21 protein-coding genes and 2 pseudogenes are annotated in these 21,733 nt (G+C 37.9%); 4 read left to right on the top strand and 19 right to left on the bottom strand.

Translation table 11 applies throughout. The features are described 5' to 3' along the window. Positions 1 to 30 precede the first annotated feature (30 nt). Complete coding sequence (locus ACTYBU_RS04835; RefSeq protein WP_445487604.1) at positions 31 to 1,584, top strand: PTS transporter subunit EIIC; 1,554 nt, start codon at positions 31 to 33, stop codon at positions 1,582 to 1,584. Between the two features lie 172 nt (positions 1,585 to 1,756). Continuing rightward, positions 1,757 to 3,118, top strand: coding sequence for a sulfatase family protein (locus ACTYBU_RS04830; RefSeq protein WP_445487602.1), 1,362 nt, complete (start codon positions 1,757 to 1,759; stop codon positions 3,116 to 3,118). A gap of 73 nt (positions 3,119 to 3,191) precedes the next feature. Here ACTYBU_RS04830 and ACTYBU_RS04825 read toward each other — a convergent pair whose 3' ends face one another. From ACTYBU_RS04825 to ACTYBU_RS04810, 4 genes and pseudogenes are all read right to left on the bottom strand, one after another. Further along, positions 3,192 to 4,148: a formylglycine-generating enzyme family protein gene (locus tag ACTYBU_RS04825; RefSeq protein ID WP_445487601.1), complete on the bottom strand. Its 957-nt coding sequence runs from the start codon at positions 4,146 to 4,148 to the stop codon at positions 3,192 to 3,194. A gap of 342 nt (positions 4,149 to 4,490) precedes the next feature. Further along, a complete protein-coding gene (locus ACTYBU_RS04820; protein ID WP_445488148.1) occupies positions 4,491 to 4,631 on the bottom strand; it encodes a hypothetical protein in 141 nt (46 codons plus the stop codon). Next, a pseudogene (locus ACTYBU_RS04815) lies at positions 4,615 to 5,046 on the bottom strand (transporter substrate-binding domain-containing protein); the annotation flags it as partial. The pseudogene ACTYBU_RS04815 and the gene ACTYBU_RS04820, both read right to left, overlap by 17 nt. 301 nt (positions 5,047 to 5,347) lie before the next feature. After that, positions 5,348 to 6,538: a MalY/PatB family protein gene (locus ACTYBU_RS04810; RefSeq protein WP_445488126.1), complete on the bottom strand. Its 1,191-nt coding sequence runs from the start codon at positions 6,536 to 6,538 to the stop codon at positions 5,348 to 5,350. 236 nt (positions 6,539 to 6,774) lie between these two features. On the opposite strand from ACTYBU_RS04810, the gene ACTYBU_RS04805 reads away from it, so the two are divergent. Then, entirely contained in the window at positions 6,775 to 7,206 is a 432-nt protein-coding gene (locus ACTYBU_RS04805) for a hypothetical protein (RefSeq protein WP_445487599.1), read from the top strand. Between the two features lie 267 nt (positions 7,207 to 7,473). On the opposite strand, the gene ACTYBU_RS04800 is transcribed toward ACTYBU_RS04805, so the two are convergent. The 15 genes and pseudogenes from ACTYBU_RS04800 to ACTYBU_RS04730 form a co-directional block, all read right to left on the bottom strand. Then, on the bottom strand, positions 7,474 to 8,412 hold the full coding sequence (locus ACTYBU_RS04800) for a ring-cleaving dioxygenase (RefSeq protein WP_445487598.1): 939 nt from the start codon (positions 8,410 to 8,412) through the stop codon (positions 7,474 to 7,476). An 80-nt stretch (positions 8,413 to 8,492) separates the two neighbouring features. Beyond that, on the bottom strand, positions 8,493 to 8,891 hold the full coding sequence (locus ACTYBU_RS04795; protein ID WP_445487596.1) for a DoxX family protein: 399 nt from the start codon (positions 8,889 to 8,891) through the stop codon (positions 8,493 to 8,495). Positions 8,892 to 8,919: 28 nt separating this feature from the next. Next, positions 8,920 to 9,333: a MarR family winged helix-turn-helix transcriptional regulator gene (locus ACTYBU_RS04790; protein ID WP_445487594.1), complete on the bottom strand. Its 414-nt coding sequence runs from the start codon at positions 9,331 to 9,333 to the stop codon at positions 8,920 to 8,922. A gap of 212 nt (positions 9,334 to 9,545) precedes the next feature. Further along, complete coding sequence (locus ACTYBU_RS04785) at positions 9,546 to 10,349, bottom strand: DUF4097 family beta strand repeat-containing protein (protein ID WP_445487593.1); 804 nt, start codon at positions 10,347 to 10,349, stop codon at positions 9,546 to 9,548. Continuing rightward, a complete protein-coding gene (locus tag ACTYBU_RS04780; protein WP_445487591.1) occupies positions 10,342 to 10,902 on the bottom strand; it encodes an HAAS signaling domain-containing protein in 561 nt (186 codons plus the stop codon). The genes ACTYBU_RS04785 and ACTYBU_RS04780 overlap by 8 nt, the downstream gene beginning before the upstream one ends. Continuing rightward, positions 10,895 to 11,218, bottom strand: coding sequence for a PadR family transcriptional regulator (locus ACTYBU_RS04775; RefSeq protein WP_445488124.1), 324 nt, complete (start codon positions 11,216 to 11,218; stop codon positions 10,895 to 10,897). The genes ACTYBU_RS04780 and ACTYBU_RS04775 overlap by 8 nt, the downstream gene beginning before the upstream one ends. Before the next feature lie 263 nt (positions 11,219 to 11,481). After that, the gene (locus ACTYBU_RS04770) at positions 11,482 to 12,219 is read right to left on the bottom strand and encodes an Ig-like domain-containing protein (protein ID WP_445488122.1); all 738 of its coding nucleotides are present in this window, start codon (positions 12,217 to 12,219) and stop codon (positions 11,482 to 11,484) included. Positions 12,220 to 12,285: 66 nt separating this feature from the next. Next, positions 12,286 to 13,173, bottom strand: a pseudogene (locus ACTYBU_RS04765) (glycerophosphodiester phosphodiesterase); the annotation flags it as partial. 770 nt (positions 13,174 to 13,943) lie between these two features. After that, positions 13,944 to 14,477 (bottom strand): helix-turn-helix domain-containing protein, encoded by a 534-nt coding sequence (locus tag ACTYBU_RS04760; protein WP_445487589.1) that lies wholly within the window; start codon positions 14,475 to 14,477, stop codon positions 13,944 to 13,946. A gap of 19 nt (positions 14,478 to 14,496) precedes the next feature. After that, the gene (locus ACTYBU_RS04755; RefSeq protein WP_445487588.1) at positions 14,497 to 15,426 is read right to left on the bottom strand and encodes an oligopeptide/dipeptide ABC transporter ATP-binding protein; all 930 of its coding nucleotides are present in this window, start codon (positions 15,424 to 15,426) and stop codon (positions 14,497 to 14,499) included. After that, positions 15,427 to 16,386 (bottom strand): ABC transporter ATP-binding protein, encoded by a 960-nt coding sequence (locus ACTYBU_RS04750; protein WP_445487587.1) that lies wholly within the window; start codon positions 16,384 to 16,386, stop codon positions 15,427 to 15,429. A gap of 14 nt (positions 16,387 to 16,400) precedes the next feature. After that, a complete protein-coding gene (locus ACTYBU_RS04745) occupies positions 16,401 to 17,273 on the bottom strand; it encodes an ABC transporter permease (RefSeq protein WP_445487586.1) in 873 nt (290 codons plus the stop codon). A gap of 16 nt (positions 17,274 to 17,289) precedes the next feature. Further along, the gene (locus tag ACTYBU_RS04740) at positions 17,290 to 18,294 is read right to left on the bottom strand and encodes an ABC transporter permease (protein WP_445487585.1); all 1,005 of its coding nucleotides are present in this window, start codon (positions 18,292 to 18,294) and stop codon (positions 17,290 to 17,292) included. Positions 18,295 to 18,312: 18 nt separating this feature from the next. Next, positions 18,313 to 19,902 carry an ABC transporter substrate-binding protein gene (locus ACTYBU_RS04735; RefSeq protein WP_445487583.1) on the bottom strand — a complete coding sequence of 530 codons (1,590 nt, stop codon included), beginning with the start codon at positions 19,900 to 19,902 and terminating at the stop codon, positions 18,313 to 18,315. Between the two features lie 188 nt (positions 19,903 to 20,090). Further along, positions 20,091 to 20,735, bottom strand: coding sequence for a M15 family metallopeptidase (locus ACTYBU_RS04730; RefSeq protein ID WP_445487581.1), 645 nt, complete (start codon positions 20,733 to 20,735; stop codon positions 20,091 to 20,093). A 422-nt stretch (positions 20,736 to 21,157) separates the two neighbouring features. Between ACTYBU_RS04730 and ACTYBU_RS04725 the strand changes: the two genes are divergently transcribed. After that, entirely contained in the window at positions 21,158 to 21,610 is a 453-nt protein-coding gene (locus ACTYBU_RS04725) for a YfmQ family protein (protein WP_445487579.1), read from the top strand. The last annotated feature ends 123 nt before the right edge of the window (positions 21,611 to 21,733 follow it).

Here is a 21,733-nt window from a genome sequence, read left to right as displayed (position 1 = left end):
TATTAGATCCATTAGAGAGGAAGCAAATATATGAAGAAAAGAATATCCTTCGATTTTTTTCAACGAATCGGAAAAGCAATGATGGGCGTTGTATTAATCTTGCCTTTAGTGTCTATTTTTATGGGAATTGGCGGGATTATCCTAAATCCCAACATCCAAAAACTATTGCCATTTCTTGCGTCTGATGGGTTTCAAACAGCGGGAATATTACTACAGAAATCTGGGCAAGCCGTATTTGCCAACTTAGCCGTACTGTTCGCTGTGGTGATTGCTGCAAGCTGGACAAATAAAGTAATGGCTGGCTTCTCCAGTTTAATTGCATTTTTAGTGATGCATACGGTTATTGGGGCACTTATTGAAATTAATAAACCTCATTTAAATGAAAAGATGCTAGGAACCGAGCTTGGAATCCCAACCCTTCAACTAGGTGTTTTTGGTGGTATATTTATCGGTTTTCTGACTGCATACCTATACAATAAATTCTATAAAACCAAATTCCCTGATTCCTTAGCTTTATTTGGAGGAGAACGATTTGTTCCGATTGTTTCTTCCATTGCAGCGGTACTATCTGCATGTGTCTTTTATTTTATTTGGCCTTTTGTTCAAACAGGAATTGGTTCAGTCGGACAATACATAGCTACCCATACAAATCCGTTTACGGTTGGATTATACGGTGGGGTGGTTAGATTGCTTGTTCCTTTTGGCCTGCAGCATATTTACAATGCACCACTTCTATTTACCGATATTGGCGGTGTATATACGACGCTTGATGGTACAAAGATAGTCGGAGATCAAAATATTTATATTGCTCAAGTGATGGATGCTTTAAAAGATCCTTCTGTCAATATAACTGGCGGCCAGTATATTGGTGCGAAATTTATCCCTTTTATGTTTGGGCTTCCCGGCGCTGCACTGGCAATGTACCATTGCGCTAAGACAAATAAAAAACAAGTAACAAAATCATTATTACTAGCAGCTTCTTTAACAGCATTTCTAACAGGTATTTCAGAGCCAATTGAATATACTTTTCTATTTGTAGCGCCATTATTATATGTAGTCCATACATTACTGGCAGCATCAGCTTATGCTATATCCAGTGCACTTGATATTCACGCTGGATTCGCAGGTGGTTCAGGTATCATTGATTTCGCCTTATTTAACGCCATTCCAAATATTAATAAAGATTGGATTTTCATTATTTTATTAGGCATCGTGTACTTCTTCGTCTATTATTTTGTCTTTAAGTTTTTAATTAAAAGAAATAATTATAAAACACCTGGTCGTGAATCCGATGAAGAGGAAACTCGCCTCTATTCAAAAGAAGACGTAGAGAATAAAAAAAGAACGGGATCCCCTTCTTTGCCAGTTGAAGTTTTGGCAGCACTCGGAGGAAAAACCAATATTACCAATCTGGATGCATGTATTACTAGACTGAGAGTTGGTGTAAAAGACACTTCATTAGTGGATGATAAGCGTTTAAAACAATTAGGCGCTTCAGGGGTATTAAAAGTGGGAGATGGCGTTCAAGTTATCTTCGGTCCAAAGTCATCTATTATAAAAGCGGAAATAGAAGAAGCCATGTAAGGATATGTTCTACCTTTCTATGGATAAATCTATATAACTATTTTTACTATAGCTATACGTTATATAATAAATAGTATAGGGAGATCTAGTATTTTTTGTTTCATAATGGGGACCTAAGAGTCTAACTACTCAGGTCCCACAATTATAGTAAATTTTAACGGAGGAACTAGTGATGAGTAAACCTAACATTGTTTTTATGATTTCCCATGATACTGGAAGATACCTTGGGTGTTATGGACACAAAGTCGAAACTCCAAACATTGATCAATTAGCTGAAAAAGGGATACGATTTGATAATTATTATTGCCCGGCACCTCAATGCAGTCCTAGCAGAGGCAGTATTTTAACTGGACTTTACCCACATAACAATGGACTTATCGGTCTTGCCCACCTTGGATTTTCCATTAATGGCGACGTAGCAACACTTCCTCAAGAAATGCAAAAAGCAGGATATGAAACGACGTTGATTGGATTAAGCCATGAAACAATTGGAACGCCTCCGCCTATTGAGAATCGTGTGTTCAGTTCTACCTATAAACTTGGCTATGACCGCTTCGAAGAGGTAGAGGGAGATAGAGGTCCTCTTGTAGCCGACAAAGTCATTTCATTTTTACAGGAAAAATCCGCACAATCCTCCAATCAGCCTTTCTATTTAAATGTTGGTTTTTTTGAAACACATCGAGATTTTGATGAATATGAGCCATATGCGGATCATATAAACAATGTAGAGACCTTTCCCTATTTGCCGGATACCCCGAATGTTAGAAAAGACATCTCTCTATTAAATGGTTCAGCCAAAGTTCTTGATACTGCAATTGGGCGCATTATCGATTATTTAAATAAAACGGAATTGGCTAAAAATACAATCGTTATTTTTACCACAGACCATGGGCTTGCTTTTCCTCGTGCGAAGGGAACATTGAAAGATGCTGGGCTGGAAACAGCGCTTATCATCAATGGTCCGCAAATTAACGGTTCCCAAGTAAACAACTGTTTATTATGTAATATTGATATGATGCCGACCTTGTTGGAATTAGCAGGTGCACCCATTCCCGAAGGTCTGGATGGAAAAAGCTTTGCATCGTTAATCAAAGGGGAAGAATCATACATACGAGAAGAGTTTTTCTGTGAATTAACTTGGCATGACCGCTATCACCCTATGCGGGGAGTCCGGACAGATCACTATAAATATGTTAAAAACTTTGAAGATGGACCTGCTATTTATATGCCTTTTGATGCCCATAATAGCCTTTCCGGCAAAGAAGTTCGGAAACAATACTATGTTCCAAATGTACCAGAGGAGCTATATGATTTGGAGAAAGATCCACTTGAAGAAAACAATGTTATTAATGAAGCTTCCTATGCTTGGATCGCAAATGAATTACGCATAAAAGTAGAAAATTGGATGCTTCAAACGAATGATCCACTCTTGCAGGGACCGATAGCAGGAGTCGGTTCGAAAAGATGGGAAGAAGAGATACGCAGCAATAATGCATATCCTGGAAAAGAACATTTTCAAAAGAAGAGAGACTAATAATATAGAAGAAACTCGTGCAAAAACAAATCCTCTTTTGTTTTTGCACGAGCTTCTATTTATGCCCTATATTCTATACATCAGCCGCACACCGAAAACCAATGTTCCCAGTAGAGCTGTCTGGTGTATTTGAGCTTCTAGCAGCTACTCGATATCGGTTGCAGTAGGACTTATGGCAAAGGTAGGAACCACCTTTCATTACCTTCTTCGTGCCAGTAGATGGACCTTTCAGATTTACTAAAGGACGGTCTGTTTGAACATGGGCAGTAAACCAATCTGAACACCATTCCCATACATTTCCTACTGTGTTATATAACCCATAGGCATTTGGCAAAAAGGATTTGGCAGGTGCTGTTCCATTATAGCCATCTTCAGCAAGATTATGAGTAGGAAATTCACCTTGCCAGATGTTGCATCGATGCTCTCCGTTCGGTAGTAATGTATCTCCCCAAGGATACAGCTTTTGTTCAAGCCCTCCTCTTGCAGCATATTCCCATTCCGCCTCAGTAGGCAATCGTTTGCCTGCCCACCCGCAATATGAATTCGCATCATTCCACGAAATATGTATGACAGGGTGATCCAAACGATCCTCAATGGAGGAATCAACACCTTCAGGCTGCTTCCAATAAGCCCCCTCCACCAACATCCACCAAGGTGTTTGCTGAACAGATCCTTTCACCTCTTTTGCTGCCTTTTCTGATAAAAATCGGTAAAAAACAAAGGAGTTCCCAAATGTTTCTGCCTCCGTTTCATATCCAGTTTCCTTTACAAAATCTGCAAATTGCGCATTTGTTACCGCAGTAGAATCAATATAAAATGGATCAATGATTACCTTTCGCACTGGACCTTCTCCATCTGCAGGATGCCCCTCCGGTGAATTAGTTCCCATCAAAAATTCCCCGCCTGGCAAATAAATCATGTCCTGCTTTGATTTATTTTGGTTTTGAAGCAATGATTTACTTTTATCGTCTAATTTGGTGGAGCTTAGTCTGCTTGCACTGCAGCAGGAAGACTTCAGTTGTTTATCCACTTTTTCAACCTCCCTCTATCCATTTTTGGTTCTCCGTTCCTTCTTTCAATCCTTTAGAAAAATAGGAAAATCCCTCTTTTCTGCAGAAAAGGGGATAACCTTTGGAAGTTATAGCTTCAGCATCATCGTGATAAGATCACTCATGAAAACTTCTTCTTTTATAGTTTATTATATTTAATATAACAAATAATTCCGATATTTCAAGCAGATGACGGCGGATTGAAATCAACTGTTCTTCTAATTCCTTCTGATACATAATTTTCCCCCTTTTTCCTTTTCCATTAAAACGATGCCTTACGCTATGAGATTCTTAAAAAATAATGATTGGTATAAACTGATATCTTACCTCCTACCCAACATGCTTGGCCCAATGAAAAAACCAACTATTAGTAGGATAATGGTCAACATCATCGTTACAGACAATACTTTTACAATTTCTGCTAAAGCCGTCCATATAAACGGGATATACTTTTTGCCCGGCATCTACTTGTTTATTCAAAAAATCCACCGCAAACGGAGTAGTAATCGTGGCATCCGCCCGCCCTGTTCAAATTTGGTTGGTTGTGTCATCAGAACCTTGGCCAGAGTACACAATATTAATGCCTGCATTATGCTCTTTATTGTATTTTTCAATAAATACAGCGGAGTTGCTTGTCGTACTCACCACTACTTTTTTCCCTTTTAAATCTTCAATGGAATGTATATCCGTATTTTTCTGATTAACAGAAACTTTAAGCGAAAAAATATTATATGGTTCTTTATTAAATAAGATTTTTTTCTGACGCTCTTCATTTACTTCCATCTGATGGGCAATAAAATCTATTTTATTTGTTTCAAGGCTTAGTAATAGATTGGAAAATTCCATTGTTTTAAATTCAAATTGATATTCCGGCAATTTTAAAGTTTCAGAACATTCGAAGAACAAAAGCGCAAGCGCCTTGATCATCGCCGTACAAACTGGAAAGGCTTCGACTGAGATAAAGGAAACACGATGAGCGATAGCGAATCGATGTTGACTTATCGTAGGGAGATGACCTGAAGTTTGATAGGCGATAGGCGCTGGAGCTGGACGCGGACCAAACTGCTAAGTTATCCACAACTCTATCTCGTTTATAATTTCCTAGACGAGCACAAAAAACCTACCTCTATATAATGGTTATAGAAAGATAGGCTTTCAAACTATATCGAAACCGCTCTGTTCAAACTAAATCTTCAAACTCTTTCGCGATTCTCTCCAATGCTTCCTTTACAATCGACCTGGGAGATGGGATGCAAATTCTTTGGTGGGAAATTCCTTCTTCTCCAAACATGCTTCCATCCTCTAATAGCACATTTGCTTTGTTATAGATGCGATCGTGGACTTCTTCCGGTGAAATACCGTATGTACTGAAATCCAGCCACATAATATACGTCCCTTCTGGAATCGCCACTTTTAGCTTTGGCATTTTTTCATCGAAAAATTCTTTTACCATTTTGATGGTTCCGTCTAAATATTCTTTTACATCCTCCAGCCACCCTTCCCCATCATTATATACAGCAATAAGTGCTGCAATAGTGAATGGAGATGCCATTTGATACCCCATTGTTCTTATAAATTTATTTCGGAGCTTAAAGCTTGGGATGATGACATTTGTACAATGAAGTCCAGCAACATTAAAGGTTTTATTAATCGCTGTACAAGTAATGATATGATCATCATTTTCCACGATTTTGGCAATTGGATGGAAGGTTTGATTTTTTCTAATTAAATCACCATGTATTTCATCTGCCACGATTAATACATTATTCTCTGCACAAATAGCAGATAATTTCTTTAACTCATCCACTTGAAAAATTCTTCCAGTAGGATTATGAGGATTACACATAATAAACATTTTCGTTGTTGGCTGTTTCGCCTTCTCTTCAAAATCTTCAAAGTCAATGGTGTAATATCCTTCCTCATCACAAACAAGTGCATTATTTAACAGCTTGCGATTATTCTTTTCGATGGCAGTCGTAAACGGAGGATACACAGGACGTTGAATAATAATTCCATCTTCTGGTTCGGTATATGCCCGAACTGCCATATTGATTGCATGAACGGTGCCTGGACTGTAGACAATCTCTTCTCTTTTGATATCCCAATCATGTCTTTTTTTAAACCAATTCTGGATAGCATGATAATATTCGTCAGGAAAAAGAGAATAGCCGTAGATCCGGTTATCAACCGTTTTATGCAAAGCATCCACTAAAGCTTGCGGAACTGGCAGATCCATATCTGCAAGAAATAATGGGATCGTATCTTCATCATATCTTTCAGTTAGCTTCATTTCTTTAATGATTTTGCCTCCATCCCATTTCACCGAATACGTATTTCTGCGATTGACTACTTCATCAAAATTATTCAACATACTATCCACCATCCTCTTCTCCAAAATAATTCCTTCTTACTAAACATAAACAAATTTGAAAGAGAGTTCAATGAATGACAATGAAGGTTTGTTCCAACAGGCTGGATATTCAAATTTAATCGAGCAGGACATCTTAAACAAACGTTTGAATCGTGTAAATACATCGCGTCTCCCCTTGTATATATTTATAGAAAAGTAGTTTTTTTCAAACTATAATATTTATAAGGAGGGCTACTATGAAAGATATAATTAAATTTATCGCAGAAATAGTAAATGTTATTCACGATATCATTATGGAAATAGCCGCTCGAATTGGCTGGCAGGCCACAGATAAGGATCTGCATCTATGGATAATTGGTATCATCGGAATCATTTCTTTTTTTATTGTGCAAGCAGTTTTTAAAAGGTTGGCAAAATGGAGTATAACAAGCATTTCCTTTATCTATACGTTTACTTTAATTTTAGTTTTAGTATTTGCGATCGAAATACAACAAGGAATAACAGGCAGAGGGAATATGGAATTTGCAGATGCAGTAATTGGCATTTACGGATTTCTGCTGTTTTTTGGATGTTATGTGGTGATCAGACTCCTACGTATGACACTAGCTCGCACGATTAAAAAGGGGAAAAAAGAAAACGACGGGAAGCAGACTAGATACAATGGATAAAATCTATTTGCTCTTATCATTCATGAGGGGCCTCTCCCCTTTGCAAACTAACCATCAGTGGGGGTTTTTCCTCATCCCCCACTGATGGTTAGTTTCACTTATCGGACCTTTACGGGCAGTTATCCCCCACCTTGCTTCCTTGTTTTCTCGGCATCCCCGAGGTGGGGGTCTTACTGCCTGTTAAGAGTGGGATAAAGCCTACTTTCCCTATTCTTTTTTCCTATAAAGCAATGGGGGGACAGGCGCATAAGCCCTGACCCCTACCTTTTACTTTACCCCCTTCACTTCAATCGGAATCAAAGCGTGTTCTATTTTTTCTCGATGAGGTTCGTACTGTGCTGGCAGCATTAACGACGTTCCCATTGTTTCTTCTGATTCATCATGGGCAAACCCTGGAGGATCTGTTGCAATTTCAAATAAAATTTCGCCATGTTCTTTAAAGTAAATGGCGTTGAAATAATTTCGATCTTGAACAGGTGTAACGCCATACCCGTTTTTTTCAATATGCTGCTTCCAGTCTAATTGATCTTGATCATCTTTTGCACGCCAAGCAATATGGTGAACAGTTCCAACACCCATTTGTCCACGCCCAATGGAAGTCCCTTTCAAATCAATAATATTTCCAATATCACCAGAAGCTCTGAATCGAACAATATCACCATCCACCCCAACTTTCGTAAGACCCATTACGCTTTCCAGCAATTCAGCTGTTTTTTCTGGATTAGCCGACAATAGCGTAGCTCCGCCAAACCCTTTAATCGCTACGTCAGGTGTCACCCCACCAACGCTCCAAGTATTGTTTTCCCCTTCTTCTCTTTCCACTATTTCCACATGCAGTCCATGTGGATCATCAAACTCTAAATATTCCTCCCCAAACCGCTGCATTTTGCTATAGGAAATATGAAACTGATCTAGTCTCTTTTCCCAAAATGCAAAGGCACCTTTTGGAACAACATAAGAAGTTACTCCTACCTGCCCATCTCCTATTTTTCCGCGATACGCACCTGGCCATGGGAAGAACGTAATAATCGTTCCTGGCTTCCCACCTTCATTCCCAAAATAAAGGTGGTACGTTTTAGGATCATCAAAATTAACGGTTTGCTTTACTAAGCGTAATCCTAATACCCCTGCATAAAAATCTACATTTTCTTGAGGGTGACCTACAATTGCTGTAATATGATGAATACCTATTGATTGTTTTGACATTTCGTTCCCATCCTTTTCATTGTTTTTTATTATCAGCATCATTTTTACCTTTAATTAAACTATCTTTATTTCGAGATATTTTAGAATAAAAAAGCATCTAGTGCATATTTACCTGGTCCAATAAGAGCAATTCCAACTGCTACTGCTATCAGTGTTAAATTATACTCATATCCATTTTGAGTTGCCCAAATTCCATTAGCCCCGTGAACCTTTGCGATTGCCATTACCATCGTTGCTGCTATTAGCAAGCCTCCTATAGGAGTAAGCAGACCTGCAGCAAACAATACACCACCGATCAATTCAGATAATCCAGCGAATAATGCCACCGTGTAGCCAGGCTTCATTCCAATGGATTCAAACCATCCTCCAGTTCCTTTTAAACCATAACCGCCAAACCATCCAAATAGCTTTTGAGCACCATGACCAATAAATAATAATCCAATCACCAAACGAATAACTAATAATCCTAAATCCATCATCTTTTTTTCCTCCTAAATAATATTTTTTTTATTGCATTTTCCCAAGTAAGCTGATCATCATTTTTTTCTCTTCAAGATTTAACCCTCTAAAAATTTCCTGCATACATTTTCGATGGTCAGGAATACATCGATCCATTAATGTTTTCCCTTTATTGGTAATAAACACATAAACAGCTCTTCGATCCTGACGACAATCCGTTCGTTCGACTAACTCTCTTTCCTGCAGCTTATCAATAACATAGGTCATAGAGCTACTAGCAAGAAGTGCGCCTTTTGAAATTTGCTGAACCGACTGTTTTCCTTTTTGGTAGAGAATTTCCATTACGGAAAACTCTGTCATTGTTAAGTCATAACCATGTAAGTTGCGTTTCATTTTATCCTGAATGGACCTTGCTGCTTTTAAAAGCACCACGGAAGATTCAAGCGCTAAATCTTCATTCATCTCACCACCCCTAACAATTTATCTCGAATTAAATTATCTTGAATATGAGATAATAATATTACATAGATGATAGGAAGTCAATGCTTTTGAAAATATTTTTTTAAATTTTTAAAGGAAATAAACCAACGCGTTCATTTGATCTAGCTTTTGCAAATCTATCCATAAAAAAGAAGCCACCCTCCTTCGAGTAAATTGGCTTCTTTCATATGTCCTTATTTTGTAACGGTGATTCTTCCGTTGTTCGTTTTTAGTTTGATTAAATTGTCACCATCTCCAATAACAGCATTTCCTTCATATTTATCTAAAATATTAATACTGCCGTTATCAACATGCACATCAAAGCTAACGTTGGATGGCTCTTTTTCTGTCTCCACTTCAATACTGCCATTATCTGTTTCTAATTGCATTGGTCGATTTAAATCTGCTGTCTTAATCGAGATTTTTCCATTATTTGTTTTGGCTTTGATTTTCCCGCTAACATGATCCAGCACTAGTCTTCCATTATCGGATTCTACTTCTACATTTTTTGAAGAAATATTTTGCAACTCGACACGGCCATTATTCGTTTCAGCTTCTAATTGATCCACTTTTAAATCGCTTAGTTGAACATACCCATTATCGTTGTTAATGTCCATCGATTTGAATTGCTTTTCTGGTAAATATATCTTTAAAGTAAGAGATTCTGACAGAAAGTCTAAACTAATTAACTTAAATTGCTCATCCTTTAATTGGACTACTAGTTTGTTTCCTTCTACATTTGCAGAAAAGCTTTTCTTCGTTTCTTTAGAGCCCCTTCCAGATAGCTCAACTTTCGCAACCTTTTCCTTTGTTGGCATTATTTCCACACGCGTGTTGTCTGAATCCACTTTAATTGCAGCAATGTTATTATTCTCAAATGTTTTTTCCTCTGCAACGGTAACACTTTTATCCATTAAGCGAAAGGTTAAAATACTTCCAATCATTCCTATCACTACTAGTATAAGTGCTATAACCGATATCCTTTTTATATTAATCATGCTTTAAGCCGCCTTTCACAAGTTTTGCATTAAATTTCAAGTAACGAACAAATCCTTTTACCACAGCTTTTGTGGAAAAGAGCATTCCAATCCCAATAAAAAGTCCTATTCCACAAAGCAAAACAGAAAAAAATAAAGAAAAGTATTCAAATGTGTCTGGCTGAATTACAATAGTAAGAAGAACAAGTATTGGTGAAACAACAAAGGAAACACTAACGGCCCATCCTGACAAGATCAAAGAAGCCAATGCGATAAAAGGACCCAGGACAATAACTAAATTAAAGAAGCCTAATCCAATCACAGCCCAAATAGCGCGAAATATATTCCCTGTTGTTACAGTCGATTCGACCTTTTCCAGATGATAAGAAGCCAATAATTCCTTGGCGATTTGATTCGGCGATCCTAATGCATCTGCTATTTCCTTTTCTGTTTTTCCTTCTTCCAAACCGATTAGAAAATGTTCCTCATAATCTTGTATAATATCCTGACGTTCCTCGTGAGACAGCCTATTTAAAGCGGAATGTAATTGTTTTAAAAATTGTTCTTTAGTCATTGTCTACACCTTCTTTTATCAATTGATTCACACCATTCGAAAATTCATTCCATTCAGCAATAAGCTCGTGAAGATATAGCCTTCCTTTTTCTGTTAGTTTATAATATTTCCGCGATGGCCCTTCCGTCGATTCCTGTAAATAGGTGGTAAAGTATTCTTCTTTCGTTAGTCGTCTAAGCAGCGGATAAACCGATCCTTCGGAAATTTCAATTTGATCCGATATTTTCTGAACCAATTCATATCCATAACGATCCTTCTTATCCAAAAGCACCAGCACACATAGCTCTAAGACTCCCTTTTTAAATTGTACGTTAATGATAAATCACCCTATCCTTGGTATTGTTTAGTACAGTTTATTGTATAGTACTATTTATTGTATAGTACTGATTTATAAAAACACCTGATAGATACAATATAACACTCAGTATTATTCATTGCAAGGTACTAATTAAAAAATAGACAAATATTTTTTAATCCACCCATGTTTTTTTCCATTTTCCATAAAACATAGAAGAACGCTTGGATTTCCATGCGTTCTTCTATTTCATGAATCATTAATCCTCAAAAATTATGTTTTTTCTATTTAACCTTTAAAACATAACCTTCACTTACATTCCCGCCTTTATCGCTTGCAGTAACCACTACCTGTTTCTTTCGTTTTTGCTTTGGAATTTTTACTTTAAAGTTGCCTTTCTTATCCACTTTGCTTGTTCCTATTATTTTATCGTTTGCTTTCACTTCTATCTCTGCACTTATTTCTGCTTTCCCTGTGACAGAAGTGTTGGAAGAATAAAGCTTATTTACTTTTGTTACAATAGGGGCTGTTTTATCTTTTACTTTCTTGCTTTTTAAAAAGCTTGTATTATTAGCTGCATCTTTAATAGAAACAGATACTACTTTCCCCGCTTGCTGCTTTGGAATTTTCATTTTAAAATTTCCATTTTTGTCTACTTTCCCTTTTGCTATTATTCTTCTCGACGAATAAATAATAGCTGTTGTATCCTTCTCTGCTTTTCCACTTATGTAGTCATCGGCATCAGAAAAGCTATCAATAAAAGCTGGTTTTGGCTTTGTTTTATCAATTTTAATGATGATTGATTTTTTCTCTTCTCTATTTCCCGCGTTATCAATGCTCCAATATTCGACCTTATTTTCGCCTTCTGCAGAAAGAATAATATCTCCTGTATAAGTCGTCCAATTCTTACCCTGCTCTTTATACTCAATCCGGTTTGCGTTGGAACCAGCATCCGATGCTGACAATTGTAATGCAACATTCGTGTTGTACCAGCCATTGCTAACCGAACGTGCGGACTTTATTTTCGTTTTTGTGGAAGGAGCTATCTTGTCCGAAGTATAGCTTAAAAAATTTTGTTGGACGCGGATCAGCGCGTCTTCAAAGTAATCTGTGTTATCAATAAACATACCAGCAGCGCCCCAGGCTAAAGCATTTTCTACATCCTGTTTATCCTTATACGTATAGGGAATGACCTCCAGCCCATTTTTTACAGCTTGCTGCACATAGTTTCGATCGATTTTATCAAAATTTGGACTGATTCCAAAAGCATATTTCTTTATTTCATCGATTTCTGAAGTTGAAATAATGGCAGGATCTGAATAACTTAAGAGCTTCACCAATGGGATGTGAGGATTCAAAGACTGTATCTTTTTTAAACTAGCTTCACTAAATGATTCAATCACAATTGGACTTGTTTTCGGATTATTATCGCGAATTAAATTATACTTTTCCAATAAACTAATCAATGCTTCCTCCATACCCGGATTTGTTTCAGGGGCTTTTGTTTCGATATAATACCTTGTACTACTGCCAAATTTCTTAAAAATCTCTTCTAATGTTGGCACCTGTAGTCTAGCATATTCTGCTTTCGCATAGCCTTGATTTGTTTGATTAAACCACGAACCTGCATCCAGCATTTTTATTTGATCCAAGGTTAGATCCTTCACTTCGCCTGTGCCATTTGTCGTTCGATCGACTTTACTATCATGCATTGCAACAAGAACTCCATCCTTCGTTACCTGCAAATCTATTTCTATAAAATCCGCGCCCATTTTTTCCGCCAGCTCATAGGATTCCAACGTATGCTCCGGTGCATAACTCGAAGCCCCTCTGTGCGCAATATTGGATAAATGATTACGGTCAAAATCATTTTCTACTGCCAAACCGGATGAAGGGGTGAGAAAGTAGATAAACAATGCAATATGTAAAGAAAGTATGAGCAGCGTCCTTATATGTTTGTTCTCACTTGACTTCATTTTCTTATCTTTATCCTCCATATTTGTCTCTCCCCTCCTCTTTGATTCGGTAAAAATTATATATTTTGAACGATAGAAGAAAAGAGAATTGTATCTGTTTAAATTATTATTATACTTCATGAAAGACAATTATCCCGTAAAATTCTACATTTATTTACATATGTTTTTGAAAAATTAAAATGCATATTCTACAAGCTGCCACAACAACGATATCGACAGTATTTTTCATATTTAATTTCGGATCTTTCTGATAGTTCTTTCCCTTTTATCTATTCAAAGTACATAAGTGACGTATTCCTCTCTGGACTCAATTGAATAGGGACTTAAACCTAAAAGCTGGGTGAATATGAAATATAAAAGCAACATTAACGTGTAATCTACTATTGCCTTCAACCGGCGACTAAATATATGAAATGTAGAATAAGAAAAGCGCAAGCGCCCTTGCTCATCGACGAAATAAGCTGGACTGAATCGAGTGAGATATAGGAAACACGAAGAACGTAGTGATTCGATGTTGACTTATCGTAGACGAGGTGAGGGAAGCGTTGTAGTCGATAGGGCGCTGGAGCTAGACACTAGTCTAAGTTCAAAAACTTATACTTTCTTACCTTTAAATAAAACCTGCTTTTCTTTTATGAGAAGGCAGGTTTTTCAAAAAAATTATGAATGTATCCATCACACTTCGTTCTGCTTTCAAGAACCTCATAAACGTACTTCTAAAAAGGACATTTTCACTACTTTTTCCTTCCGGCTTTAAAGAAGAAGTCCCTTTAAGGAGAAGTCATCACCCAAATGGAAACGGCTGTTTCCTTTCCTCTATTTAAGTAGCGGTGGGGGGTGGTGCTGAGAAAGTGGATGCTGTCTCCTTCTTTTAAGTGAATTTCTTCTTCTCCAAGGGCAACGGTCAATTCTCCTTTTAACACAAAGCCGCTTTCTTCTCCTGGATGGGAAACCAGCTCCTTTTCGCTCATTTCTCCAGGCTGAATTTCGACTAGGAGAAATTCTTGCTTTCCGGTTCTATTTGGGATTAATTCATGATAACGAACTTTTGAATTGGAAAACTCCAACAATCGATGTTCGCCTTTCCGCACCAATAGCCGGTCTTCTTCCGATCCTGGGAAAAAATAGGTCAGTGGCACATTTAAGGCAGTGCATATTTTCCAGAAGCTGCTTACGGTAGGGTCAACCAATCCTCTTTCGATTTGGGAAAGAAGGCTGGAGCTAAGGCCAGTTTTTTCTGCCAGTTCCATTAAAGTAAGTCCTTGTTTCTTTCTTAATTCGCGAATTCGTTCTTGTCGAATCATGACAAACTTCCCCCTTTCGTCAATAATGACAGGCACAATGATGATGTTCTTCCCTTTGTTCGAAAGAAGGAGATTCTTCACATAAACTCGTGCGGCTTGGACATCTTTCAAAGAAAACACAAGCATTTTTTGATTCACTTTTTTCAGGTGCAGCGAACAAAAGCTTTTGGCTAGTTGTATCTTGAATGCTTAGCAAAGAAGACAGGAGAATTTTTGTGTATGGATGCTGGGCATTTTCAAATATACATTTTGCAGTCCCCATTTCAACGATTTTCCCCTTATACATGACGGCAATTTTGTCACACATATAACGGATAACAGACATATTGTGTGAAATAAATAAGTAGGTTAAATTTCGTTCTTGTCTTAGCTCTTTCAGCAAGTTTAATACTTGTGCTTGCACGGAAACATCGAGTGCAGATGTCGGCTCATCCAATACGATAAAAGAAGGATCGGTAATTAGAGCGCGTGCGATCGCGATTCTTTGTCTTTGCCCTCCACTAAACTCATGTGGATACCGCTCCAAATGCTCGGCTTTTAATCCTACCCTGTTTATTAACGCCATCAACTTATCCAGACCGCCTTTTTCCTTTCTAACCTTGGAAGGAAGTGCATATAAAGGCTCTAATATAATCTCTTTTACCGTCATCCTTGGATCAAGGGACGATTGAGGATCTTGAAAGACGGTTTGTATTTCTCCAGGAAGCGATCGTTTAAATTTCGTTTTATTCCAAAGATTAGCCCCTTGATAAGTAATAAAACCATTTGTTGGCGCTTCAAGGCCAATTAGCATTTTCCCAATGGTGCTTTTGCCAGATCCTGATTCTCCCACTAATCCGATAATTTCTCCCTTCTCAATGGTAATGGCTGCATCACTTACTGCATGGACAGAATGACGTCCCTTTTGGTAAATTTTCTCTACATCTTTCATTTCAATCAACGCACTCATCTACAGATCCCTCCGAAGCCAACAAGATACATCGTGCTCTTTTCTTACCAGTTCAAGTTCTGGATGTTTGCGTTGACAAAGTTCCATTACATGCTCACAGCGGGAAGCAAAGGCGCACCCTTGTGGACGATTGCTTAAATTCGGAACTTCACCAGGTATTGCCTTTAATGCTTCATTGCTATCTTTTCCATCTGGAAGTGCCTCAATCAACGCTTTTGTATACGGATGCTGTGGTTGCGATAACACTTCCTTTGTTTTTCCTGACTCAATCATTTCTCCAGCATACATGACGATGGTTCGATCACAAATTTGCGCAACAACGCCAAGATCATGGGTAATAAATAAAACAGCCGTTCCTTTCTTTTCATTCAACTCTTGAATAAGCTGCAAAATTTCGTGCTGAATGGTCACATCCAATGCAGTCGTCGGCTCATCGGCTATTAATAATTCCGGCGGTGCCGCCATCGCCAATGCAATAACAATCCGTTGCCGCATTCCGCCGCTTAATTCAAATGGATATTGCTTAGCCACCTGCTCCGGATGATGAATATGGACATCTTTTAATGCTTCTATCGCTAAACGATACGCTTCTTTATTGGAAATTCGGCGATGTCGCTTTAACACTTCCGCCAATTGCTTTCCGACCTTCATGGTTGGATGCAAGGCAGTCATAGGCTCTTGAAAAATCATAGCGATTTTTTTTCCTCTGATCGCTTGCAATTCTTTTTTTTTAAGTGCCAGAAGGTTTTGCCCCATATACGTAATTTCTCCATTCGGAATCTGAGCGTTTTTCTCCAATAATCCAAGAATGGAGAAAGCAGTAATTGATTTTCCTGATCCCGATTCGCCTACAATGCCGACAATTTCACCTTTTTTTATCGTCAGATTTATATTTTTTAATGCTTCTATTTTTCCTCTCCTGCTATCGAAATCAACACGGAGATTTTTAATTTCCAACATATGCTGTCCCCTCTCTATTTGCTGGATTTCGGATCAAGAATATCCCGGATGCCATCTCCCATTAAGTTCAAAGCGCAAGAGGATAAGAAAAGAAATAAGCATGGAAAAGTGGGATACCACCAATAATCCAATAAATACTTCCAACCTGTGCTGATCATGGCCCCCCATTCTGGAGCAGGAGGCTGTGCGCCCAATCCTAAAAATCCTAATGTAGCAATCATTAAAATAGCATCCCCAATATCTAATGTTGCTTGTATAATGACTGGGGAAACCGAATTAGGAATAATATGCTTCCCAATAATCCTCCATGGTTTAATGCCAAATGTTTGAGCAGACTTTACATATAGCATTTCCCGCAATCCTAATGTTTCACTTCGAGCTAAGCGAACATATACAGGCAGTTTGACGATGGCAATGGCGATCATTGCATTTTGAATGCTTGGACCGAGAGATGCCGCTAGCGCCATCGCTAATATAAGCGTTGGAAAAGCTAAAATCATATCCATAATCCTCATAATTATTTGGTCGAGCATTTTCCCAAAATAGCCGGAAATTGTGCCAATTAATATGCCTGCTGCACTAGCAAGAAGAATGACCGATATTCCAATACCTAAAGAAAGCCTTGCACCATAAAGAATTCTTGTGAGAATATCTCTCCCTACTTCATCTGTCCCGAACCAATGGATAGATGAGGGTGGCATGAATTTATCTGTGATATTAATTTTTGTAGGATGATAAGGTGTTAAAATGGGGGCTAAAAGAGATAAAACGACAATCACCCCTAATAAGGCCAGCCCGACTAGTGTCAACTTGTTCTTCTTCAGCTTATAAAGAAGGGGATTTTTGTTTATTTTGCTTGGCTGACTTATTTCTGTTTGCAATTCCACTATGCTCCCTCCCATCTTATTCTTTTAATTGTGGGTTTAATGCGTAATAAGAAAGATCTACTACTAAATTAATCAAGACATAGCCAATCGAAATAAAGAGTGTAAAGCCCATCATGGCTGGGAAATCTAAATAAGCGATCGAATCCACTACATATTTCCCCATCCCCGGCCAGCCGAATATCGTCTCTGTTACAACCGCCCCGCCTAATAAGGAACCAAAGGATACACCAATTACAGTAATTGTGGGAATAAGAGCATTTCGTAAAGCGTATTGGACCAATAGGAATGGTCCGTTGATACCATTTGCGATAGCCGTTCGTATATACTCTTTTTCCAGCACTTCCAGCATGCTGGATCGTACCTGCCTTGTAATAATGGCCAACTGGGCAAATGACAAGACAATAGCTGGTAAAAAAAGATGGTGAATGCTGCTTTTAAAGGCGATCCAATCACCACTTAATAAACTATCGATTAAATAAAATCCTGTTATATTTGTAGGAGGGTTAATGCCGATATCCAAACGGCCATTTGCTGGAAACCAATTTAATTTTCCGTAAAAAATAAGAATCATCACTAAGCCGCTCCAAAAAACCGGAGTGGATACACCGCTGATCGTAAATAGTCTGCTGGCATGATCCCAAAAACTGTTTTTCTTTACTGCGGCAAGAATGCCTAGTGGAATGCCAACAACAATAGCGATAAAAAAAGCAGCAACTGCTAATTCTAATGTTGCTGGAAAAAATGCGGCTAAGTCTTCTATTACTGGCTTTTGCGTTCGAATAGAAATCCCTAAGTCTCCTGCCAATAACCCTTTCATATAATCCATGTACTGAATCCAGACCGGCTGATCCAACCCCAGCTGTACACGAATTTCTGCCAAGGCTTCCTTGCTAGCACGCTGGCCGGCCATCATGCTAGCAGGATCACCAGGGATTACATGGGACAGCATAAAGGATACAAAAGTTACGCCAAACACAACGAAGATTAATAGAAGTATCCGTTTTATAATCATCTGTTTCATGTAATGCTCCTCCTGTTTCTATTCCTTTGACATATTAGCTAGATTGTAAATCCCTTCTAACATCGGATTATAAACAAAGCCTTTCACTTGTTTGCTGATTGGAAGAATAAAGTCTTTCTGATAAAGAAGTATATAAGGCGCATCTTCTATTACTATATCTTGTGCCTCGCTATATAATGTTTCCCTTTCACTCTTATCATTTGAAGAAGCCGCTTTATGAACGAGCTGATCTACTTTTTCATTTTTATAAAAAGCACGATTTCCTGCTAAGCCAAAATTATTGGAGTCATACCAGTAATTCATAAACATAAATGGATCTCCGAAGTCTGGACTCCAAACACCTAAAGCTAAATCAAAATCGCCCTTATCAATCATTTCCCTTGAGGTGGCATATGCTACTTTTTTCAAATTCACATTAATGCCCACTTCTTTTAAATTAGCCTGCAGGGTCAGTGCTTCCGTTTCCCACCATGTTTTATTGTCAGAATAAAGCAAATCTAAGGATAAATTAGAAACTCCTGTTTCTTTTAATAAGGATTTCGCTTTGTCCACATCGTAGGTGTATTGCTTTTTCGTCTTATCATGTCCCCATAAACCATCTGGAATCGGTCCAACCATCGGAGTTCCAAACCCTTGCTGAACAGCTTTAATCAGAGAGGAATAATCAATCGCATAGCTTAATGCTTGGCGAACTTTGACATCTTTTAATGCTGCATTGCCTTTGCTTGAATTTACATAAACGTAATCAACCAATAAGCTCGGATTTTTAAACAGCTCCGCATTTTTCATCTTGCTGACAGCATCTGTCTGCTCTACCGGTATTCCTTCTGCAATATCAATTTCGCCTTTTTCGAGCTGCAATCTCTGTGCAGAGGAGTCTGCCACAATTCGGAAATAAACATCTTTAATGGAAGGCTTAACCGTGGATTCAGGATTAACGGAAAGCTTGATATATTCCCCTTGCTTCCACTCAGATAGCTGATACGCTCCACTGCCCATTGTATTTTTCGCCAAATAATTCTGCCCCATGTCGCCATTTTCTTCATGGTCCATTACTTTAGGGTTGACGATGCCTCCATAGTTGGCTGCTAAAGTTGATAAAAACGGCGGGAAATTATCTTTTAACACAAAGGTTACACTGGTAGCTGAGTCTGCTTTCACTTCTGAAATAACGTTATATACTTCAGATGGACCTTTTGCAATTTTTAATAGGCGATCAAAGCTAGCCTTGACAGCATTAGCATCCACTGGCGATCCATCAGAAAATTTATGTCCTTCATTTAGCGTAAAGGTCCATGTTTTTCCGTCTTTGCTAACCTTCCATTCTTTTGCTAAGCCTGACTTAACCTCTGTTGTATTACCATCATAATCTACTAATCTTTCATACGTTGGATACGTAATTTTCCATGCAGAGTTGTCCATTGTCACAGCAGGATCCAGTGTTCCTTGATCAGCAGTGATGGCTACCGTAAGTGTATCCTTTTTGCTGTCGCTGCTTTTTTCGTTTGATGCATCCTTAGATGCTGGCGCATTGGAATTTTTCACACAAGCGCTTAACAATAGACATATGGATAGGATAACAACAGCTATAAACGATTTCTTTTTCATGTTTCTCCTCTTTTCTTGTTTTTTATTAAAAAGATATTCAGTATATTTCAGTATTTTTTAATATATTAAAATATCAAGCTGTCGACTAACGCTCGATTTCTTCATTGTTTGCCTTGAAATACAAAGTTTTCGATCAGCCTGCAGTTTGTGCAAATACTACTTTGTCTACACTATGATAAGTAGGACAATTAAGTATTTAACACACCATGGTACAGTGTTTTTGTTTTTTTCTTCGATGCCCATGTTCTTGTTCCATATTCAAAATGCCACCATTCGTCTGTGATACATACAAAACCGGCCTGCAGCATGCTATCTTTTAATAGTTTGCGATTTTGCCTGTATTGCTTTTCATTTTCCGTTAATACTGCTTTCTCTTCATACCAGTCTATCTTGGACTTTTCAGAAAACTCATCAAATTTCGTTCCCATGGGAAGCCAGCCATTTTGATCAGCAATGGTTAGATCAACAGCCCCTCCCGTGAGATGAGGCGGAGACTCCATGATATTTTTGGATGGAAAGGCGACGTATTTGCTCAGCTCCGTTTTTAATGCTTCCCCTAAAAATCCCTTTGCTTGCAGATCCTTTTGAAATTGTTCATAAATAGCCAATTGGGTCTCATAGGATCTCCAGCCATCCAGTACAACAAGAGAAAGTCCATTCGGTAGATTTTCTGCTATTCTCTTAATCTTATTTGCTGCCCCCTCTCGTAATAAACAATCATTAAACGCTCCAGCAATCCCCTGCTTGTAGTAATATGGATGCACTTTGACCTTCTTTGAAATAGCAGACAATGAAATAAGCGCCTCCTCATGAACAGCACCGAAGATTTCCATTGCATCCCACCTTTTTCAATAAATTTAATTTTTTATTAATATACTTAAGTTAATTACTATATTAGACTTAATATTCCGAATTTCCAGTTAATTGTAAGGGTTTCTTACACGGTTTTACAAATTTTCTTCCAGCCTTCCTTTTCACTTCAATCAGTTGATACTATTAATACAAAAAGCCTTCCTTACTAAATGTATAAAAAGGCAGACTTTTTCAAACTAAATTTGTAATAACCTCTGTGAGATGGTGGAAGAAAGGGAGATTAAAAAGTTAAGGATGGTGTTGTAGATGAGAATGCTGCTGTATGCTGAATGGAAAATACTCAAACATACGCACTTAAATACTTGTCCGTTCTAAAATACATTATGATATATTAATAACGTAATAATATTATTTAAAAAATAGCGGAGATGATGAATTAATCATGACATGGACTGTTTTGATTGTAACAACGATCATATGTATTATTAAAATATCAATGACCTGTCTCCCAACGGGTGTTGTGGAGTGGCTTATCCGTAAATTTGAAATGCATTCCAAACTGAGCGAAGCGAATACCACGGTAACCATCGCTGGAAAACATTTGGAAGGTGCTGACAAACTTCAAGTTATTCATTTATTTAACGAAGCTTCCGTTTTAGAGAAATATACGATATTTAAAGGTTATAACGAACATGTTTATTTAAATCCTGAGAACGGTGGAACTCCGATCGTTATAAATACGAAAAAAGGCAAAAAAGAGGTTAAGTTACTAGTTTTCAGCTACTCCGATCATGTTGATATAGTCAAACAATACAAAAAGAAGGTAGTCGCATACAGCGTGCATTCTGACAGCCTTCAAAAACGTAGTATGTTAGCAGCAGGAAATCTCGTTTAAACCATACATTAAATCAAGGCTGTCGAGAACTCTCAACAGCCTTGATTTTTACCTCTATTTAAATATATGGAATTTTGATCAATCAATACCCAAAATACCATGCTCCATTTTTGTAAATACGCT

Source organism: Niallia sp. 03133, from assembly GCF_052663225.1.
This window is presented reverse-complemented; position numbering and strand designations above follow the sequence as displayed.

What these genes read in the sequence shown, in the direction of transcription:
- ACTYBU_RS04835 (WP_445487604.1), top strand. Translation starts at nt 31, where the DNA reads ATGAAGAAAAGAATATCCTTCGATTTTTTTCAACGAATCGGAAAAGCA.
- ACTYBU_RS04830 (WP_445487602.1), top strand. Translation starts at nt 1,757, where the DNA reads ATGAGTAAACCTAACATTGTTTTTATGATTTCCCATGATACTGGAAGA.
- ACTYBU_RS04820 (WP_445488148.1), bottom strand. Translation starts at nt 4,631, where the DNA reads ATGCCGGGCAAAAAGTATATCCCGTTTATATGGACGGCTTTAGCAGAA.
- ACTYBU_RS04810 (WP_445488126.1), bottom strand. Translation starts at nt 6,538, where the DNA reads ATGTTGAATAATTTTGATGAAGTAGTCAATCGCAGAAATACGTATTCG.
- ACTYBU_RS04805 (WP_445487599.1), top strand. Translation starts at nt 6,775, where the DNA reads ATGAAAGATATAATTAAATTTATCGCAGAAATAGTAAATGTTATTCAC.
- ACTYBU_RS04800 (WP_445487598.1), bottom strand. Translation starts at nt 8,412, where the DNA reads ATGTCAAAACAATCAATAGGTATTCATCATATTACAGCAATTGTAGGT.
- ACTYBU_RS04795 (WP_445487596.1), bottom strand. Translation starts at nt 8,891, where the DNA reads ATGATGGATTTAGGATTATTAGTTATTCGTTTGGTGATTGGATTATTA.
- ACTYBU_RS04790 (WP_445487594.1), bottom strand. Translation starts at nt 9,333, where the DNA reads ATGAATGAAGATTTAGCGCTTGAATCTTCCGTGGTGCTTTTAAAAGCA.
- ACTYBU_RS04785 (WP_445487593.1), bottom strand. Translation starts at nt 10,349, where the DNA reads ATGATTAATATAAAAAGGATATCGGTTATAGCACTTATACTAGTAGTG.
- ACTYBU_RS04780 (WP_445487591.1), bottom strand. Translation starts at nt 10,902, where the DNA reads ATGACTAAAGAACAATTTTTAAAACAATTACATTCCGCTTTAAATAGG.
- ACTYBU_RS04760 (WP_445487589.1), bottom strand. Translation starts at nt 14,477, where the DNA reads ATGATTCGACAAGAACGAATTCGCGAATTAAGAAAGAAACAAGGACTT.
- ACTYBU_RS04755 (WP_445487588.1), bottom strand. Translation starts at nt 15,426, where the DNA reads ATGAGTGCGTTGATTGAAATGAAAGATGTAGAGAAAATTTACCAAAAG.
- ACTYBU_RS04750 (WP_445487587.1), bottom strand. Translation starts at nt 16,386, where the DNA reads ATGTTGGAAATTAAAAATCTCCGTGTTGATTTCGATAGCAGGAGAGGA.
- ACTYBU_RS04740 (WP_445487585.1), bottom strand. Translation starts at nt 18,294, where the DNA reads ATGAAACAGATGATTATAAAACGGATACTTCTATTAATCTTCGTTGTG.
- ACTYBU_RS04735 (WP_445487583.1), bottom strand. Translation starts at nt 19,902, where the DNA reads ATGAAAAAGAAATCGTTTATAGCTGTTGTTATCCTATCCATATGTCTA.
- ACTYBU_RS04730 (WP_445487581.1), bottom strand. Translation starts at nt 20,735, where the DNA reads ATGGAAATCTTCGGTGCTGTTCATGAGGAGGCGCTTATTTCATTGTCT.
- ACTYBU_RS04725 (WP_445487579.1), top strand. Translation starts at nt 21,158, where the DNA reads ATGACATGGACTGTTTTGATTGTAACAACGATCATATGTATTATTAAA.